Consider the following 17,639-nt stretch of genomic DNA (forward strand, 5'->3'; position numbering starts at 1 on the left):
CAAGGTGTTGCCGGCAGCGTGGTATCGAACCGAAACGCAGCGCCTTGGTTGCTGTAAAAGCATCCGCCTCTCCCACCTGGGGGCGTTTGCCGCCTCGGGAAACATCACTACCATAGCCAAAGCCAGCCAAGAACGATCTGAAGCATCCAGCGGAGGCACCTTTTTGCCCGACAATCCCATCTACGTCACCCAGCCCTTCTTGCCCCCGCTGGAGGAATTCGTCCCGTATCTTGAGCGTATCTGGCAAAGCCACACGCTCACCAACGGCGGACCATTCCATCAACAGCTGGAAGAGGCGCTGTCCGAGTATCTCGGCGTCAAGCACGTAGCGCTGTTCGCCAACGGCACATTGGCACTTATCACCGCCCTGCAGGCCCTGCGCGTCTCCGGCGAGGTAATTACTACGCCGTATTCGTTTGTTGCCACCGCTCACTCGTTGCTGTGGCGCGGCAACAAACCTGTCTTCGTCGATGTAGAACCCAGCACGCTCAATCTGGATCCGGAGAAGATCGAGGCCGCCATCACGCCGAACACCACGGCCATCATGCCGGTGCATTGCTATGGCAATCCCTGCAATGTGAAGGCGATCCAGAAGATCGCCGACAATTACAACCTGCGCGTGATCTATGACGCCGCACATGCCTTCGGCGTGCAGGACGATGGCGGCAGCGTGCTTCGCCACGGCGATCTTTCCGTGCTCAGCTTCCACGCCACCAAGGTATTCAACACCTTCGAGGGCGGCGCCATCGTTTGCCACGATGCCAAGACCAAGCAGCACATCGACCACCTCAAGAACTTCGGTTTCGTGGACGAAACCACCGTGGTCGCACCAGGCATCAACGCCAAGATGAGCGAAGTGAACGCGGCTTTCGGCCTGCTGCAGCTCAAGCACATGCCGGAAATCCTGCATCGCCGCGCAGCCATCGACGCCCACTACCGCGAGGCGCTCCATGGCGTAAAAGGTATCCACTGCCTGCCGCAAGCCGGTCAGCATGTCGCCAATTACGCCTACTTCCCCATCCTGGTCGAGCCGGACTACCCGCTGAGCCGCGACGCGCTTTACCAGAAACTGAAAGCCCACGGCATTTTTACCCGCCGCTACTTCTATCCGTTGATCGCGGATTTCCCCATGTATCGTGGCCTGCCCTCGGCGGGACGCAGCAATCTCCCGGTTGCGGCGGCGGCAGCTGACAAGGTGCTTTGTCTACCGATATATCCGACTTTGACCGACGCGGATGTTCAAAGAATCGTCGCGCTCTTGATCGATACGTCTGGTGCCACATGACAATCCATTCGGGATGGATGAGCGCCGGCGCAGTCGCCACCGGGGACGCCCCTCCGGGCGTAACCCTGGCGGGCAACTCGGCGCACGCTGGCCAAACCGCGGTACCGCGCCTTGTCACTCAAGCATAACCTCGCCGCGAACTACCTCAGCCAAGGCTACATTGCCGTCGTGGGCGTGGTGCTCGTACCGCTGTATCTCAAGTACATGGGCGCCGAGGCATACGGCCTGGTCGGCTTCTACGCGATGTTGCAGCGCTGGTTCAACGTGCTGGATATGGGGCTCACGCCGACCATGGCGCACCAGACCGCACGCTTTCACGGCGGCGGCCTGAGTGCACTGGACTATCGGCGGCTGGTGCGCACGCTGGAAGGTATTTTCTTCGCCGTGGCACTGTTTGGCGGCGGGCTGTTGTTCCTCTCCGCGCATTGGGTAGGTGGGCATTGGCTGAAAGTCCGGTCCCTGCCGCTCAGTGAAGTCGCCCTGTGCCTGCAGATGATCGCCATCATCGTCGCGCTGCGATGGATGGGGGGCCTGTATCGCGGCGCGGTGACCGGGGCGGAACGCCAGGTGTGGCTCAGCGTCTTCACATCGCTGGTGGCGACATTGCGCTTTGTGGCTGTAGTGCCGGTGCTGGTCTATGTGAGTGCAGCGCCCACGGTGTTCTTCGGCTTCCAGTTGGGCACGGCGGTGTTCGAAACCGTCGGGTTGATGTGGATGACTGGCCGCTTGCTGCCCCAGGTGACACACAGTCAAAAGCTGACATGGGATTGGACTCCGCTAAAGCCGGTACTCGGCTTCGCGCTCACCATCGCCTTCACCTCCACTGTGTGGGTGTTCGTCACCCAGTCCGATCAACTCGTGCTCTCCAAGCTGCTGCCGTTGGCGGACTATGGCTACTTCACCGCCGCCATCCTCGTGGCCAGCGGACTGATGATTGTTTCCGGCCCCGTCAGCAACGCCATCATGCCGCGCATGACGAACCTGGAAGCCCGGGGCGATCACACGCAACTGATCGCCATCTACCGCCAGGCGACGCAGCTGATCGTCGTCACCGCGATTCCGGCCACATTGGTGCTGACATTCTTTCCGCGCCAGGTGTTGTGGGCATGGACGGGCGACACCGTGCTGGTGGACAAGGTGGCATCCGTGCTCCGCCTGTACGCCCTTGGCTACGGCATCCTCACCGTAGGCGCATTCCCTTACTACCTGCAGTACGCCAAGAGCAACCTGCGCCTTCATCTCGTCGGCAATATCTTTTTCGCCGTGCTGCTGATCCCGTCCATTGTCTGGTCCGCCATCCACTACGGGATGATCGGCACCGGCTGGGCCTGGCTGGCTTCCAACATCATCTACTTTCTGCTGTGGACGCCCCTGGTGCACCGCCGCTTCGCACCCGGCTTGCATTGGGACTGGACATGGCGGGACGTTGCGCGCCCTTCCGCGCCTGCACTGCTGGTTGCTGCAGTCGCCGCATGGTTGGTTGCATGGAGCCCGAACCGCACATGGCTAGCCATAGAACTCGCTATAGCCGGCGTCGTATTCATGGCACTGACCTACTGGCCTGCCGACCGCCTGGCCTTCTTCCATCGACTCGACACACTGCGCCGGGCAAAACGTGATGTCGCCTAAACACCAGAACCAGCCGTCCGGCACGCCGAAGGTTTCCGTCTGTGTCGTTACCTACAACCAGGAAAAATATATACGCCAGTGCCTGCAAAGCATTGTCGACCAGGACACCGATTTCGACTTCGAAGTGATCGTGGGCGACGATTGCTCAACCGACGGCACTCGCGCCATCGTGTCGGAATTTGCCGAACGATACGCAGGGATCGTGAAGCCGTTGTTCCATGAAAAGAACCTGGGTGCAGGCGAAAATTACAAAGAAACTCACGACCGCGCGGCAGGCGAGTACATCGCGCACGTGGATGGCGACGACTATTGCCTGCCCGGCAAGCTGCAGTGCCAGGCGCAAATCCTGGATGCCGATCCGGGATGCAACATTGTCTGGCACCGCATGCAGATTTCGACGAATGACGAAAAGCTCCATAACGGCCCGCCGCACCTCCCTGACGACAAACTTTCACGTCTGCGGCTCGACCGCGGAGATATTCTGCAGTTTATTTCCGTGGGCCTGAACAGCTCGAAGATGTACAGGAAGTCGGTTCGCGACTATGCGATTCCGTCATTTCCAGTCGTCGACTACTACGCCAATGTCGAACAAATACGAGACGGATACGCGCGATTCGCCACCGGCGGATATTACGGCGTATATCGGACAGGCATCGGAATTTCCTCGCAGGGCCGGAACACGAGGGATATTCTGCGCGAATGCTTTCTGCTGTTTTCCCGCAAATACCCCAAGCTCCGTGCACGCACAAATGCAGCCGCGTTGACATACCTTGTGGCTGACCTCCGCCAAGCCAGGCCGACATGGCTGATGTTCCTCATGACATCCGTCCAGACGTTCAGCTTTGCAGGCCTGCCACGCTTCCTTCGCGGACTTCGTTTCATGCACGCGTTGCGGGTGCGCAATGTTTGACTATATCCGTTCCGACCTGTCGGCCATAACAAACCGCGCCAGCGGATTCCGCGCCTTCAGGGCTGCGCTGTGCACCCACACATTCCACATGACAGTCCTGATCCGATTCGGCTGCTGGAGCCGATCCAGGCTCGGCGCACCAGGCAACGTCATTGGCGCCATCACCGAGTACCTCATCCGCGTCGTATACGCGAGTGACATTTCCTGCAAGGCAAAAATCGGACGGTATTTCCACGTCATGCACGGCCAAGACATCGTGATTGGCTCGGAAGTGGTTATCGGCGAGCACTGCAAAGTATTCAACTCCGTCACTTTCGGAAACAAGGACACCGAGGATCCGTCAGGCAATGCACAGCCCAAAGTAGGCGATAACTGCGTCATCGGCACAGGCGCAAAGCTGCTTGGCGGAATATCGATAGGAGACAACGTACGGATCGGCGCAAACGCCGTTGTCCTCAGGGATGTGCCGAGCAATACCGTTGCGGTGGGCGTTCCCGCGAGAGTCATAACGCACACGTCGACCAGCACGACAGCGCGCGCATGACTGTGCGCGCGTGAAGTGCCGCCCATGACTCACTTCGCAGATCACCCGCGTATCTCGTCGCGCAACTGTCAAACCGAGCAGCTCCGCGCCGGGGATCGGCGCTAGTCGCGACCGCTGACGCTCACGCCATCCAGCAAAGCCAAGTAGTTCGGCGCCACAGCTCCAGGATGGTGGGCGGCAACGACTGCTTCGAACCCGGATGATGGCCGCTCCACCGTCGCGTCCATCACGTGAGACAACGCCACGGCATCGCCAACAGGCACCAGACGGCCGTAACGGCCACCGTCGAGAATTTCGCGTGGGCCATGCTCGCAGTCTGTCGCTACCACCGGCACACCCAACGCCAGGGCTTCAAGCAGCACGTTCGGATAACCTTCCCAACGCGACGAAAGCACCAGCATGGCGGCATCTGCCAGCGCCCGAAACGGATTGTCCAACGCCCCCGGAAGTGACACGCGATCGGCAAGACCGAGTTCGCGAACCAGACTTTCCAGCCTGTTGCGTTGCTCGCCCTCCCCCACGATGGCAAGGCGATGGCTGTGAAGCAATTTGCTGGCCGCGTACGCGCGCAACAGGAGGGGGTAATCCTTGGCTTCGGTCAATCGCCCGAGCGCGATTACATAAGGAGTGCCTGCCATTTCCTCCAACTCGGGACCGGTGTGGGCGAGATGGCGCAACCGCTCCTGGTCTACCGGATTGTGTACGACATGGATGCGATCACCCGCCAGACCCAGGCCACGCAAATCCTGCGCGACGCCCGCCGACACCGCGACCAGTTCGTCGGCGCGTCCATAGAGCCAGCGCATCGCCTGTCGTTTCAGGACACTCTTCGTGTTGGCGAGGCTGGACGCTTCGCGCAAGACGAGACGTGTACAGATGCGCGCTCGCATGCATGCCAATACCGCTAACAGATTCGTGCCCGTCATCGTGCTCAACACAGCCTGCGGCTTGACCGTGCGGATGAGCGATACCAACCTGGGGAGCGCTTTCCATGCCAGCGCAAGGCCTTTGGCCGCCTCGCCGGCAGCGATCAACTCATGCAGCACCACGGTGCCCGGAACTGCCGCACTTAGCGGGCCGCCTCCCAGCAGTGCAACCACATGCACTTCCCGCCCTGCAGCCTGAAACAATCCGGCCAGTTGCAACAGCACACGCTCACCGCCACCCCGCTCGAGGCTCGGCAGGACGAGCAATATGCGGTCGGCGCGAGCAGTCACGCAGTCATCCGGCGGCATCTGCGCGCCAGCGCAGATAGGAATAGGACAACCAAAGCGGCTGGGAATGATCGGCGCGCCCTGCGCGGTGCTCACTCAACAACGCACGCAGCCCTGCAGCATCCACGACACCGGTGTCGTTTGCATCCACCAGAGCCAGCAGCTCATCCCCCAACCAGTTGCGCAGCCAGTGGCCGACCGGCGAAGCGAACCCCTGCTTGCGGCGGTCCCAGATGAAATCCGGCACACGACCTTCCATGGCCGCTCGCAGCAGGCGCTTTCCGCGCAGTCCCGAAAAGTGCCATTGCCGAGGCAGGCGAATCACAAACTCGAACAGCGCCTTGTCCAGAAAGGGACTACGGGCCTCGAGCGAGAACATCATCGTCGCGCGGTCGACTTTCTGCAGGATGTCCTGGGGCAGATAGACCAGGCAATCCATCATCAGCATGTGCCTCAACTCGTCCGGGTCCTCGGGCCACGGCAGATCGGGCATCGAATTACCCGCGCCAAGCCCGGGCACCAGTTGCGCGAGCGTTTCTTTGCGGATGGCTGGCGGCCCGATGTAGGCATCCCGGTCTTCCCGCGCCAGCCGCACGAAAAGGTGCGCACGCTTCAGGAGGCTGCCGCTGTGGTGCGCGTAGGGTTCGGGCGTCGCCAGTACACTGCGCTCGATGATCGAACGCAGCGGCGCCGGCAGCCGACGATACCGTTGGCGTAGCAGGCGTCCCGCGTACCTGGCGTAGCCTCCGAAGATTTCGTCGCTGCCATCGCCCGTCAGCACCACCTTGACCTGCTGGGCCGCCACCGAGGCGACCAGCGCGCTGGGAACCAGAGAGGAGTCGCCGAACGGCTGCCCCATGCGGCGCGGAAGCTCTGTTGCGAGCGTCGCCGCGATATCCGGGCTGATCTCTTCGGCCGTGTGCAACGTGCCCAACTCGGCTGCCGCCCGCGCCGCCGGCGCACGCTCATCGAAGGTCGGCTCGGCAAACCCTGCCGTAAACGTGCGCAACCTGCCGAATCCCGATGCCTGCGCAAGCGCGCATACGGTCGTCGAATCGACGCCGCCGGAAAGAAAGGCTCCGACTTCGACGTCGGACGCCAGCTGACGCCTGCGCACGGCTTGCGTCAGCAGCTCGCGAACCTGCTCGGCAGCCTCGCCGAAGCTGCCGGTCCAAGGCTCGACCGATGGCGCCCAATAGCGTTCCTGGGCCATGGAGCCGTCTGCGCCCAGCCGCAGCGTGTGTGCCGGCATCACTTCCCTGACACCTGCCAGGCAAGTCGTACCGGGCAGCGCGTAGCCGTACCGGAAATAGTCGGCGATGCCCGCGGCATCTTCCGTGGGAGCCGCATCCGGGACCAGCGCTGCCAGTGCTGGCAATTCGGAGGCGCAGGCGAACAGTCCATGCTCGCGGCGGTAATACAGCGGCTTCTTGCCGAAGCGATCCCTTGAAAGCAGCAAAGCGCCGGAAGCGACATCGTGCAGCACGAACGCCCACATGCCATCCAGACGTTCGACAAACCCGGCCCCTTCCGTGACCAGCCCGGCCAGCAGCACTTCGGTGTCGCTGTCATCCCGGAAATCCCATCGCCCCGCCAGCCGCGCGCGCAATTCCCGGTAGTTGTAGATCTCGCCGTTGAATACCAGGACCCAGCGCCCGCTGGGGTCGCGTATCGGCTGGTGACCGCCCTTGAGATCGATGATCGCGAGCCGCGTGTGTCCCGCAACGAAATCGCTGCCGGCAAAGCAACCGGATTCGTCGGGACCGCGAAGCTTGAGCCGCTGCAAGGCCGCATCCATGCGTTCGCGGCGTTCTCCAGGCGAAAGCGCCGGAGCGCGAAGAAAGGCTATTCCGCACATGAGGAACGCGGCCTCCCGCCTGGCGTCAATACCGTCTGGAACAGCGCTTCGTAGCAGCGCGCCGTATCCGTCCACATTCCGATCCGGGTACGCGCAAATGCCCGCGCCCGGTCGCCCCGGCGGCGAAGCTCTACGCGATCGGCCGCTGCCTGATCCAGCGCAACAGCCAGTGCATCCGGATCGTCGACTGCGACCAGCCAGCCGGTATCGCCGTTTCCGACCATGCCCTGCACGCCCTCCAGATCGGTGGAAATCACCGGCAAGCCGCCGGCCAGCGCTTCCACGACGACATTGGGCCGCCCCTCCGATCGGCTGGAAAGGACGAACACATCCGCTTCGGAAACGTATTTCGGCATGTCGGTTGCCGGCACGGCCCCGACAAACGTGAAACAGGAAGACACGCCTCGGGAAGCCGCCAAGGCAAGCAGCGGTTCCCGTTCGGGCCCACTGCCAACGATAGATACATGCATGTGTTCGCGATGGCGTGCACGGGCGACAGCTTCGATCAGCACATCGAAGCCTTTCAGATGGATCAGATTGCCCACCGCCAGCACTCGCAAGCCCGTACCGTCGGATGCCTTCCTGTCGATCTGGAAGAATGCCTCATCGGCGCCATTGAGGCAGGCATGGATGTCGGCCGCGCGATGCGGGAATAGCGCGCGCAGCCGCTCGGCCATCGCCTCCGAAACGCAGATCACGACACGGCTGTTGCGCACCGCCAGGCCGAGAGTCGCCCGATCCAGCCACGAGCGTGTCGCGCGCGCCACGTCGCTGCCCCGCAAGGTCGTGATCACCGGCCTCCTCCGCAAACGTCCGGCAATGCCCGCCATGGCTCCGCAGATGGCCCAGTTGGCATGGATCACGTCCGCGTCGCCCGCGCGCGACAGGCAACGCCAGAACAAGCCGAGCAGCAACCCGGGCAGCAGCGCTATCTGCCATGGCGCGCGCCGCAGGCCCGTAACGACTCCGCCAGCCCCCTGGGCCAGGGCGCGCCACGCCCTGGGCGCGTAACGCACCGCATGCACGCGAATGCCTGCCGCCGCGTCGTCGTCGAATGTCGCCTCCATGCGCTTCGAATCGCCGGGGCAGATCACATCGATCGCGCATTCAACCGACAGGCGCCGGTACAGATTTTGGACGAATACGCCAGCAGAACTGCCCGGATACAGCGGATACGACGTCGTCAATGCGAGCACGCGCATTTTTTTCATGACCGCATCACGCAGATCGGCCTAGGCATCGCGCCGATAGGTCAACGACGTGATCTGCTCCGAAATCAGGCCGATCAGGAAAATGATCACGGAAGCGCTCCACAGCGCCACGCTGACCAGGCTGAGGCGATGGAATTCGAAAAAGGTATAGGCCCAATACGCCCAGCCAAGCGCGAAGAACGCGACGGCGGTGGGTGCGAACAGTTTCAGTGGCGCATACAGGGTCGCGATCTTGAAGATGATCAGCAGGAACCGGAAACCGTCGCGCACCGGCTTGATATGGCTTTTACCCACCCGACCGGCGGCCTTGATCGGCAGGTACGCCACCGGAAAGGCGCTGCGGAAGAAAGCCATGGTGCTAGTAGTGGGGTAGCTGAACCCATTGGGCAGCAGATAGAGGAACTCACGGAACTTGTCCGCGCGCGCGGCACGGAACCCGGAGGTGAGATCGGCCACCGCATGGCCCGTCATGTGGGTAGCCAACCAGTTGTACAGCGTATTGGCCAGGCCACGACCCACGCCGGCCTGGCTCTCCCAGTCACGGGCGCCGACCACCATGTCGTAGCCCTCGTCCAGCTTGGCCAACAGGCGCGCCACATCGGCCGGATCGTGCTGGCCATCGCCGTCCATGAATACCAGCAGGTCGCCGGTCGCGGCGCGGGCACCGCGTTTGATCGCCGCGCCATTGCCCATCGAGTAAGGCGAACTGAGGCAGGTCACACCCGTTTTGGCGCAAACCTGGCGTGTGTCGTCGGTCGAACCGTCGTCCACCACGATGATCTCCGCCTCGGGGTGGGCGGCGCGCAGGCGCGGCAGCAAGTCGGCGAGGGCGGGGGCTTCGTTCTTGGCTGGCAGGATGATGCTAAGGCGGCTCAACGGTCGGCTCCCCTGGATCGCAGCGAATCATAACGTGAAGCAGGCGTCAGGACTGCGGTTCCGATCCCGCCGCATGGGTGACCTGCGGGGCAGACTGGGGTAGATTCGGCGCCAGAAAGGCTCGGGGACCGCCATTTCATGTCATCTGCAATGCAAACACCGCTCGTTGGGCTGACCGGACTTGCACGCCGGCTGGTATCCGAAGGGCTGTTGCCAGAGGCCGATGCGCGCCGCGCCGTACAGGAGAGCAGCCAGCAACGCGTCACCCTGACCTCGTGGCTGCTGGACCAGAACCTGGTGGACGGACTGCGCCTGCTGCGCCTGTCCTCGCTGGAGTTTGGCATGCCGGTGCTGGACGTGACTGCGCTGAGCCCCGCGCAGCTTCCGGTCAACCTGATCAGCGAGGCCTTGCTGACCAAGCATCGCGCCCTGCCGTTGTTCCGGCGTGGCAAGCGTCTGTTCGTGGGCATCGCCGATCCCATGCAGCTGGATGCGCTGGAGGAGATCAAGTTCCACTCCAACTGCATGGTGGAACCGATCCTGGTCGAACGCAGTCAGCTGAATCGCGTGATCGACACCGCGCTCAGCAGCATGCACGACGTGATGCCCGACATGGGCGGCGACGACCTGGAAGGCCTGGACACCGAGGGCGGCGACATCGACGAGGCGCCGGGCGGCATCGACGCTACCGCCAACGACGATGCCCCGGTGGTGAAGTTCGTCAACAAGGTCCTGGTCGACGCGATCAAGCGCGGCGCCTCGGACATCCACTTCGAACCGTTCGAGAGCCATTTTCGCGTGCGCCTGCGCATGGACGGCATGCTACGCGCGGTGGCCAGCCCGCCGCTGAAGCTGGCCAACCGCATTGCTTCACGCCTGAAGGTGATGGCACAGCTGGACATCGCCGAGAAGCGCGTGCCTCAGGACGGGCGCATCAAGTTGAACCTCAGCAAGAGCCGCGCGATCGATTTCCGCGTCAGCACCCTGCCTACGTTGTTCGGCGAAAAGATCGTGCTGCGTATCCTCGACGGCTCAGCCGCAAAGATCGGTATCGAGAAGCTGGGCTACGAACCGGAGCAGCAGAAGCTCTACGTGGATGCCATCCACAAGCCGTACGGCATGGTGCTGGTCACCGGCCCCACCGGTTCGGGCAAAACGGTGTCGCTGTACACCGGCCTCAACATGCTGAACACGGCCGAGCGCAACATTTCCACCGTGGAGGATCCGGTCGAAATCCGCGTCGAGGGCATCAACCAGGTACAGCAGAACGCGAAGCGCGGCATGACCTTCGCCAGTGCCCTGCGCTCCTTCCTGCGCCAGGATCCGGACGTGATCATGGTGGGCGAGATCCGCGACCTGGAAACCGCCGAGATCGCGATCAAGGCTGCCCAGACCGGCCACATGGTGCTGTCCACCCTGCACACCAACGACGCCGCACAGACCGTGGCGCGCCTGATGAACATGGGCATCGCGCCCTACAACATCACCTCCTCGGTCACCCTGATCATCGCCCAGCGCCTGGCCCGCCGCCTGCACAGCTGCAGGAAGCCGCAGAACCTTCCACCCCAGCTCCTGCTAGCCGCCGGTTTCACCCAGCAAGACATCGATGCAGGACTCACACTCTACGAGGCGGTGGGCTGCGACGAGTGCAACGAGGGCTACAAGGGCCGCGTCGGTATCTACCAGGTGATGCCGATGCTGGAGGACATCCAGAGGATCATTCTGCAGGGCGGTAACGCGCTACAGATCGCCGAGGTGGCCAAGGCCGCCGGCATCAACGACCTGCGCGCTTCGGCCCTGCTCAAGGTGAAGCAAGGCCTCACCAGCCTTACCGAGATCGACCGGGTGACCAAGGACTGATTGGATCGGTCCCGCCGCGCGACGGACCCGGCAGTGAAGCTGCGGCCGTCACCACGGTTTGACGGCCCCGGAATGGCCTAAGCTACGCTACAAGAATGGTTCCGCGGCCCGAAGGGTCCGCCGGAACGCACCATAGGGGGACAGCGCATGGCCACGGTTTCCGCAACGGCAAAGAAGGACGCGCGCTCGCTCGGCGCCGAACGCACTGAAGTCAGCAAACTCACCGTGTACGAGTGGGTGGCGCTGGACAAGCGCGGCAAGCGCATGAAGGGCGACATGCCGGCGAAGAACGCTTCGCTGGTGAAAGCCGAACTGCGCCGCCAGGGCATGAACCCGCAAACGGTGCGCGAGCGCGCCAAGCCGCTGTTCGGCTCCGCCGGTAGCACGGTCAAGCCACGCGACGTGGCGGTGTTCAGCCGTCAGATCGCCACCATGATGACCTCGGGCGTGCCGATGGTGCAGTCGTTCGACATCATCGCCGACGGCCAGAAGAACATCCGCTTCAAGAACATGTTGCTGGACGTGAAGCAGGGCCTCGAGGGTGGCCAGGCGCTGCACGAGGCACTGGGTCGCTACCCGGTGCAGTTTGACGAGCTGTACCGCAATCTTGTGCGCGCGGGCGAATCCTCCGGCGTGCTGGACACGGTACTGGATACCGTAGCCACCTATAAGGAACGCACCGAGGCACTGAAAAAGAAGATCAAGAAGGCGCTGTTCTACCCGATCATGGTGGTGGCGGTAGCTTTCCTGGTCAGCATGGTCATGCTGCTGTTCGTGGTACCGGTATTTGCGCAGACCTTCCACGACGCCGGCGCCGCCCTGCCCGCCCCTACCCAGTTCGTGATCAGCGCCTCGGAATTCATGAAGACTTGGTGGTGGCTGGTGATCCTTATCATCGTCGGCAGCATCGTGAGCCTAGTGGCCGGCAAGCGCCGCTCGGTGAAGTTCGCTCATTTCCTCGACCGCGTGACATTGAAGCTGCCCGTGTTCGGCAAAATCATGCGCGAATCGGCCATCGCCCGCTTCGCCCGTACCCTTGGCGTGACCTTCCATGCCGGTGTACCTCTGGTGGAGGCGTTGGACTCGGTATCCGGCGCCACTGGCAGCGTGGTCTATGGCGACGCCGTTAAGCAGATTCGCGACGACGTTTCAGTAGGCCACCAGCTGCAGCTGGCGATGCGCCAAACCAACCTGTTCCCTAACATGGTGGTGCAGATGACCGCGATCGGCGAGGAATCCGGGTCACTGGACAGCATGCTGTTCAAGGTCGCCGAGTTCTATGAGGAGGAGGTCGAGAACGCGGTCGACACCCTGTCCACCCTGCTCGAACCGATGATCATGGTGATCCTCGGCGTGGTCGTGGGCGGCATGGTGATCTCGCTGTATCTGCCGATCTTCAAGCTCGCCGGCACCGTCGGCTGACGCGGCGGTGCCCACCACGTAAGCTTGGGCGCCTCGCAGCTGCCGACCGACACACATGCCCGATTTGCCGCTGACCGCCTGGGTCGCCCTCGCCGCCGTGCTCGGCCTGCTGGTGGGCAGCTTCCTCAACGTGGTGATCCTGCGCCTGCCGGAACGCATGGCCGCCGAATGGCGGCGCGAAGCACGCGACGTGCTGGAACTGGAAGCCGATGGCGAGACACTGCCCCCTGGCATCGTGCGCGAGCCTTCCCACTGCCCCCACTGCAAGCATCCGTTGTCGCCGGCGGACAACATCCCGCTGTTCGGCTGGTTGTTGCTGCGGGGGCGCTGCCGCTACTGCAAGGTGAAGATCTCGGCCCAATATCCGCTGGTCGAGCTGCTGAGCGGCGTGCTTTCCGCCATCGTGGTCTGGAAGCTCGGCCCGACCTGGCCCGCGCTGGCCGGCCTTGCGCTCACCTGGGTACTGATCGCGCTTTCCGGCATCGACTTCCGTACCCAGCTGCTTCCCGACCAACTCACCCTCCCGCTGCTGTGGCTGGGCCTGGTGCTGTCACTGAAGCCCCTGTTTGTCGCCGCGCCCACGGCCATCCTCGGCGCAGCGATCGGCTACCTCAGCCTGTGGAGCGTGTACTGGGTGTTCAAGCTGCTCACCGGCAAGGAGGGCATGGGCCATGGCGACTTCAAGCTGCTGGCCGCGCTGGGTGCCTGGATGGGGCCGCTGGCGCTGCTGCCGATCATCCTGCTCTCCTCCCTCGTCGGAGCCATCGTGGGCGGTTGCCTGATTGCGATGAAACGCCACCATAGCGACGTGCCGATGCCATTCGGCCCGTTCATCGCCATGGCCGGCTGGACGTGGTTCGCATTCGGCGACAGCTTGTGGCAAGCCTATCGGCACGCCTTCGGCCTGGCCTGATGAACATGCGCAGTCTCGTCGTCGCCCTTACCGGCGGCATCGCCGCCGGCAAGAGCGCGGTGACGCGCCGCTTCGCCGCGCTGGGCGTGCCCGTGCACGACGCCGACGTGGCCGCGCGCGAAGTGGTCGCCCCGGGCAGCGAGGGCCTGGCCGCGGTGGTTGCCGCCTTCGGCATCGAGGCGCTGGATGCGGAAGGCCGGCTGGACCGTCCGGCGATGCGCCGTCGTGTGTTCGCCGATCCGGCCGCACGGCAGGCGCTGGAAGGCATCATCCACCCCCGCGTGCGCCACTGGCTGCACGAACGCGCGCTGGCCGACACCACGCCCTACTGCCTGCTGGCGATCCCGCTGCTTGCCGAGAACATCGGTCACTATCGCTGGGTCGACCGCGTGCTGCTGGTCGACGCCCCGGTGGAGCAGCAGCTGGCCCGATTGGTCGCCCGCGACGGCATCGACGAAGCGCTGGCCCGGCGCATGCTGGCGCAACAGGCGCGGCGCGAGGAGCGGCTGGCGCTGGCCCACGACGTGATCGACAACAGCGGCGACGAAGCAGCACTGGATGCCGCGGTGGCGACGCTGCACCAGCGTTATCTGGCGCTGGCTGCCAGCCGTTAGCCGCCGGCTGGCCGGGTTATCCCGGCAAGTGGGGGTAAGCCGAGAAATCCAGCCGCGCGCTGCCCCCCTCTACACGCAATCGCGCCGGCACGCCGAACGGCAGCGTGAACTTGTCCGGCACGTGGCCGAATGGCAGGCCGTCCAGCACCGGGATACCGGCCACGCGGCGGATCTGCGCGAAGCCCTCAGCCAGTCCGTAACCGTTGTCGTAGACGCTGTGCCGGCAATCGGTGAAGTCGCCGAGGATCAAGGCACGCTGCCGCCCCAGCACACCGGACAGGTGCAGCTGGTACAGCAGCCGCTCGATGCGGAACGGCGGTTCGCCCACGTCCTCCACGAACAGGATGCCGCCGTCGATGCGCGGGAAATACGGCGTGCCAAGCAGGCTGCACAACATCGCGAGATTGCCGCCCCACAACGGACCTTCGAGATCCAGCGCATGCTCGCCGCTGCTGCTCCAATCAGCGCAGCCCTGCGGCGCGCGCACCGTGCGCCAGAAATGCGGCACCGTCAGCGCGCTCGGGTTCTCCGCCCCGAAATCGGGCCCGAGCATGGGGCCGCCGAACGTGACCAGGCCGCTTTTCGCATGCAGCGCCATCTGGATCGCGGTGAAGTCGCTGTGCCCCACCAGCACCGTGTCCGTGCCGGCCAGCCGCTCGCGCAGCGCGTCGTAATGCAGATGTTCGAGCAGGCGCGTGGCGCCATAGCCGCCGCGGATCGCCAGCGCGACATCGGGCAGCGCGTCCAGCGTGGCGAGCGCATTGAGATCGGCGGCACGCTCGCTGTCGCTGCCGGCATAGCGCAGCTCGGTGCGATCCAGCACCTCGAGGCCATCCAGCTCGCAACCGCTTTCATGCAGACGCGCCACGCCGCGCGCCATGGCGACGCGGTCGTGCGGGTAACCGGAAGGGGCGATCAGGCGGACGCGGGTGGCGGGCATGGAAGTCGTCGGGCTGCTTGGATGCCCGGATTATGCGGGTATGGGGCGTCCGAGACATGGCCTGCGCATGGCACATACGGGCGATTCAGCAGAACCGCACCCTGTGCGCGAAAGCTCTGGCGGTTGATCGAAGCCAGAGCTTTCGCGCATGAGGCGCGCTCCTACACGTGCGCCACCACTTCCAGGCCGAAACCGGCCAGCCCCACCAGCTTGCGCGGTGTACCCAGCACGCGCAGCTTGTGCACGCCGAGGTCGGCCAGCATCTGCGCGCCGAGGCCGAGCTGGCGCCATTCTTGTTGCTGTGCGTCTTCGGGCGCCAGCGTCGCGGGCTGCCTCTTGAGCCGGGCCAGCAGCGCTTCGGGCGTGTCCTCGCCGGAGAGCACCAGCAACACGCCGCGACCTTCGTCGGCGATGCGGCGCAGGGCACTGGTGACAGTAAGGCCGAGGTCGTCGCGTTTCAGGTGCAGCACGTCGGACAAGGTGTTGCGCACGTGCACGCGACTGAGCACCGGCGCGCCGTCGTCCACCGTGCCGCGCACCAGGGCGTAGTGCAGGCCGCGGCGGATCGCATCGCGGTAGGCCACCAGCCGGAACGCACCGAACTCGGTCTCGACTTCCTCCTCATGCACGCGCTGGACGGTCTTCTCGGTTTCCAGCCGGTAGCGGATCAGGTCCGCGATGCTGCCGATCTTCAGGCCGTGCTTCTGCGCGAACACTTCCAGCTCCGGGCGGCGCGCCATCGAGCCGTCCTCATGCAGGATCTCGATCAGCACCGCCGCCGGCTCCAGCCCGGCCAACGCGGCGAGGTCACAACCAGCCTCGGTATGGCCGGCGCGGGTCAGCACGCCCCCAGGCTGCGCGGTAAGCGGGAAGATGTGGCCCGGTTGGGAGAGATCCAGCGGTTTGGCATCGCTCTTCACCGCCACCTGGATGGTGCGCGCGCGGTCGTGTGCCGAGATGCCGGTGGTGACGCCCTCGGCCGCCTCGATCGAGACGGTGAAGTTGGTGTGGTACTGAGAGGTGTTGTCGCTGACCATCGGGCGTAGGCCCAGCTGCCGCGTGCGCTGCTCGGTAAGCGTGAGGCACAGCAGGCCGCGCGCCTCGCGCACCATGAAATTGACGTCTTCGGGCCGCACCATCTGCGCGGCCATCACGATGTCGCCTTCGTTCTCGCGATCCTCGTCGTCGAGGATCACGACCATGCGACCGGCGCGGATGTCGTCGAGGATTTCGGGGATGGTGTTGAATGCCATGGGAGTATCCGTGTATTGGTTCCCTTCTCCCGTCAGGAGAAGGTGCCCCGAAGGGGCGGATGAGGGCTTGGGCGAAGCGAAACACTGCGCTACGCCCGTCCCCTCCCAGCGGGAGGGGCTTCAGGTGTTCAAGCGAAGCCGTGCTGCTTGAGGAACGCTTCGTCCAGCTTCGGCGCCTCGCCGCTGCCGATCAGCCGTTCCACGTAGCGTGCGATCACGTCCACCTCGATGTTCACCGCGTCACCCGCACGCTTCGCGTGGAAGGTGGTGCGCTCGACGGTGTGCGGGATCAGGTTTACGCCGAAGCGGTTGCCGGCCACTTCGTTGACGGTGAGGCTGGTGCCGTCGATGCAGACCGAACCCTTGGCGGCGATGTAGCGCGCAAGGTTCGACGGCACCTCGAAGGTCCAGCGCTGCGAACGCGCGTCCGGCGTTATCGAAACCACTTTGCCCAAGCCGTCGACATGGCCCGAGACCAGATGCCCGCCCAAGCGGTCGGCGAGGCGCAAGGCCTTCTCCAGGTTCACCGGATCGCCCGCCTTGAGTTTGCCCAGCGTGGTGAGCGAAAGCGTCTCGTTGGAAACGTCGGCGGCGAATCCGCGCGCCTCCAGGGCTACGGCCGTGAGGCACACACCGGACACGGCGATCGAGTCGCCTAGTTGCACATCAGCAAGATCGAGATCGGCGGTATCGACGTGCAGGCGCAGGTCGCCGCCGCGTGGTTCGAGCCGCACGATGCGGCCCACGGACTGGATGATGCCGGTGAACATGTCAGCGCACCTCCGGAAAGGAGGTGGAACGACGGAACGACGGAATGACGATCATGAAACGTTCTCCGCAGCAAAAGCGAGAACGCCTCAAGGCATGAGGCCGGCGCGATGCCGGAGCAGCGCGCCAAACCGTCTTCTTTTATCCGGACTGTAACCGTCGGCCCCGGCATTCGACCGGATCTGCTGACCCCGCGACGATCGTCGCGAGCGCTCGCGGGCTCGCCCCTGGGGGCCTACCGCCGGTGGGGAATTCCGCCCCGCCCTGAAGACGTTGAATGTGATGCCGGCCTCGACGGCCGGCGGCAGGAGTCTAGCACCAATGGCCGCCGCGCCAGCGGCT

At 64.1% G+C, this 17,639-nt stretch carries 15 protein-coding genes and 1 riboswitch; of the genes, 8 read left to right on the plus strand and 7 right to left on the minus strand.

What is annotated here, in order from left to right; translation table 11 throughout:
* The first annotated feature begins 163 nt into the window (after positions 1 to 163).
* The 4 genes from ISP14_RS02100 to ISP14_RS02115 all read left to right on the plus strand — a co-directional run bounded on the left by ISP14_RS02100 (position 164) and on the right by ISP14_RS02115 (position 4,368).
* A complete protein-coding gene (locus tag ISP14_RS02100) occupies positions 164 to 1,285 on the plus strand; it encodes a DegT/DnrJ/EryC1/StrS family aminotransferase (RefSeq protein WP_404535830.1) in 1,122 nt (373 codons plus the stop codon).
* Between the two features lie 168 nt (positions 1,286 to 1,453).
* Positions 1,454 to 2,914, plus strand: coding sequence for a lipid II flippase MurJ (locus ISP14_RS02105; RefSeq protein WP_404535832.1), 1,461 nt, complete (start codon positions 1,454 to 1,456; stop codon positions 2,912 to 2,914).
* Positions 2,904 to 3,824: a glycosyltransferase family 2 protein gene (locus tag ISP14_RS02110; protein ID WP_404535834.1), complete on the plus strand. Its 921-nt coding sequence runs from the start codon at positions 2,904 to 2,906 to the stop codon at positions 3,822 to 3,824. The genes ISP14_RS02105 and ISP14_RS02110 overlap by 11 nt, the downstream gene beginning before the upstream one ends.
* The gene (locus tag ISP14_RS02115; protein WP_404535837.1) at positions 3,817 to 4,368 is read left to right on the plus strand and encodes a serine O-acetyltransferase; all 552 of its coding nucleotides are present in this window, start codon (positions 3,817 to 3,819) and stop codon (positions 4,366 to 4,368) included. The genes ISP14_RS02110 and ISP14_RS02115 overlap by 8 nt, the downstream gene beginning before the upstream one ends.
* Positions 4,369 to 4,469: 101 nt before the next feature.
* Here the strand turns inward: ISP14_RS02115 and ISP14_RS02120 are convergent, their stop codons facing one another.
* Genes ISP14_RS02120 through ISP14_RS02135 form a run of 4 tightly spaced genes read right to left on the minus strand, consistent with a single transcriptional unit; the run spans position 4,470 to position 9,527 of the window.
* The gene (locus ISP14_RS02120; RefSeq protein WP_404535840.1) at positions 4,470 to 5,585 is read right to left on the minus strand and encodes a glycosyltransferase; all 1,116 of its coding nucleotides are present in this window, start codon (positions 5,583 to 5,585) and stop codon (positions 4,470 to 4,472) included.
* 4 nt (positions 5,586 to 5,589) lie between these two features.
* Positions 5,590 to 7,380 (minus strand): asparagine synthase (glutamine-hydrolyzing), encoded by a 1,791-nt coding sequence (gene asnB / locus ISP14_RS02125; RefSeq protein ID WP_404535842.1) that lies wholly within the window; start codon positions 7,378 to 7,380, stop codon positions 5,590 to 5,592.
* 47 nt (positions 7,381 to 7,427) lie between these two features.
* The gene (locus ISP14_RS02130; RefSeq protein WP_404535844.1) at positions 7,428 to 8,651 is read right to left on the minus strand and encodes a glycosyltransferase; all 1,224 of its coding nucleotides are present in this window, start codon (positions 8,649 to 8,651) and stop codon (positions 7,428 to 7,430) included.
* A 21-nt stretch (positions 8,652 to 8,672) separates the two neighbouring features.
* Positions 8,673 to 9,527 carry a glycosyltransferase family 2 protein gene (locus tag ISP14_RS02135; protein ID WP_404535846.1) on the minus strand — a complete coding sequence of 285 codons (855 nt, stop codon included), beginning with the start codon at positions 9,525 to 9,527 and terminating at the stop codon, positions 8,673 to 8,675.
* Positions 9,528 to 9,677: 150 nt separating this feature from the next.
* Between ISP14_RS02135 and pilB the strand changes: the two genes are divergently transcribed.
* From pilB to coaE, 4 genes are all read left to right on the plus strand, one after another.
* Complete coding sequence (gene pilB, locus ISP14_RS02140) at positions 9,678 to 11,387, plus strand: type IV-A pilus assembly ATPase PilB (RefSeq protein ID WP_404535848.1); 1,710 nt, start codon at positions 9,678 to 9,680, stop codon at positions 11,385 to 11,387.
* Positions 11,388 to 11,534: 147 nt separating this feature from the next.
* Positions 11,535 to 12,809 carry a type II secretion system F family protein gene (locus tag ISP14_RS02145; RefSeq protein ID WP_404535850.1) on the plus strand — a complete coding sequence of 425 codons (1,275 nt, stop codon included), beginning with the start codon at positions 11,535 to 11,537 and terminating at the stop codon, positions 12,807 to 12,809.
* A gap of 55 nt (positions 12,810 to 12,864) precedes the next feature.
* Entirely contained in the window at positions 12,865 to 13,722 is an 858-nt protein-coding gene (locus tag ISP14_RS02150; protein ID WP_404535853.1) for a prepilin peptidase, read from the plus strand.
* Entirely contained in the window at positions 13,722 to 14,336 is a 615-nt protein-coding gene (gene coaE, locus ISP14_RS02155; protein ID WP_404535856.1) for a dephospho-CoA kinase, read from the plus strand. The genes ISP14_RS02150 and coaE overlap by 1 nt, the downstream gene beginning before the upstream one ends.
* 16 nt (positions 14,337 to 14,352) lie before the next feature.
* Here coaE and ldcA read toward each other — a convergent pair whose 3' ends face one another.
* The 3 genes from ldcA to ISP14_RS02170 all read right to left on the minus strand — a co-directional run bounded on the left by ldcA (position 14,353) and on the right by ISP14_RS02170 (position 17,299).
* Positions 14,353 to 15,276: a muramoyltetrapeptide carboxypeptidase gene (gene ldcA / locus ISP14_RS02160; protein WP_404535858.1), complete on the minus strand. Its 924-nt coding sequence runs from the start codon at positions 15,274 to 15,276 to the stop codon at positions 14,353 to 14,355.
* A gap of 161 nt (positions 15,277 to 15,437) precedes the next feature.
* Positions 15,438 to 16,529, minus strand: a complete 1,092-nt coding sequence (gene ribB / locus ISP14_RS02165; protein WP_404535860.1) for a 3,4-dihydroxy-2-butanone-4-phosphate synthase — start codon at positions 16,527 to 16,529, stop codon at positions 15,438 to 15,440.
* 128 nt (positions 16,530 to 16,657) lie between these two features.
* Positions 16,658 to 17,299, minus strand: a complete 642-nt coding sequence (locus ISP14_RS02170) for a riboflavin synthase (RefSeq protein WP_404535862.1) — start codon at positions 17,297 to 17,299, stop codon at positions 16,658 to 16,660.
* 127 nt (positions 17,300 to 17,426) lie between these two features.
* A riboswitch (FMN riboswitch) is annotated at positions 17,427 to 17,573 on the minus strand.
* Positions 17,574 to 17,639: the final 66 nt, after the last annotated feature.

Source organism: Dyella agri (assembly GCF_044904705.1).
Classification (GTDB): domain Bacteria; phylum Pseudomonadota; class Gammaproteobacteria; order Xanthomonadales; family Rhodanobacteraceae; genus Rhodanobacter_A; species Rhodanobacter_A agri.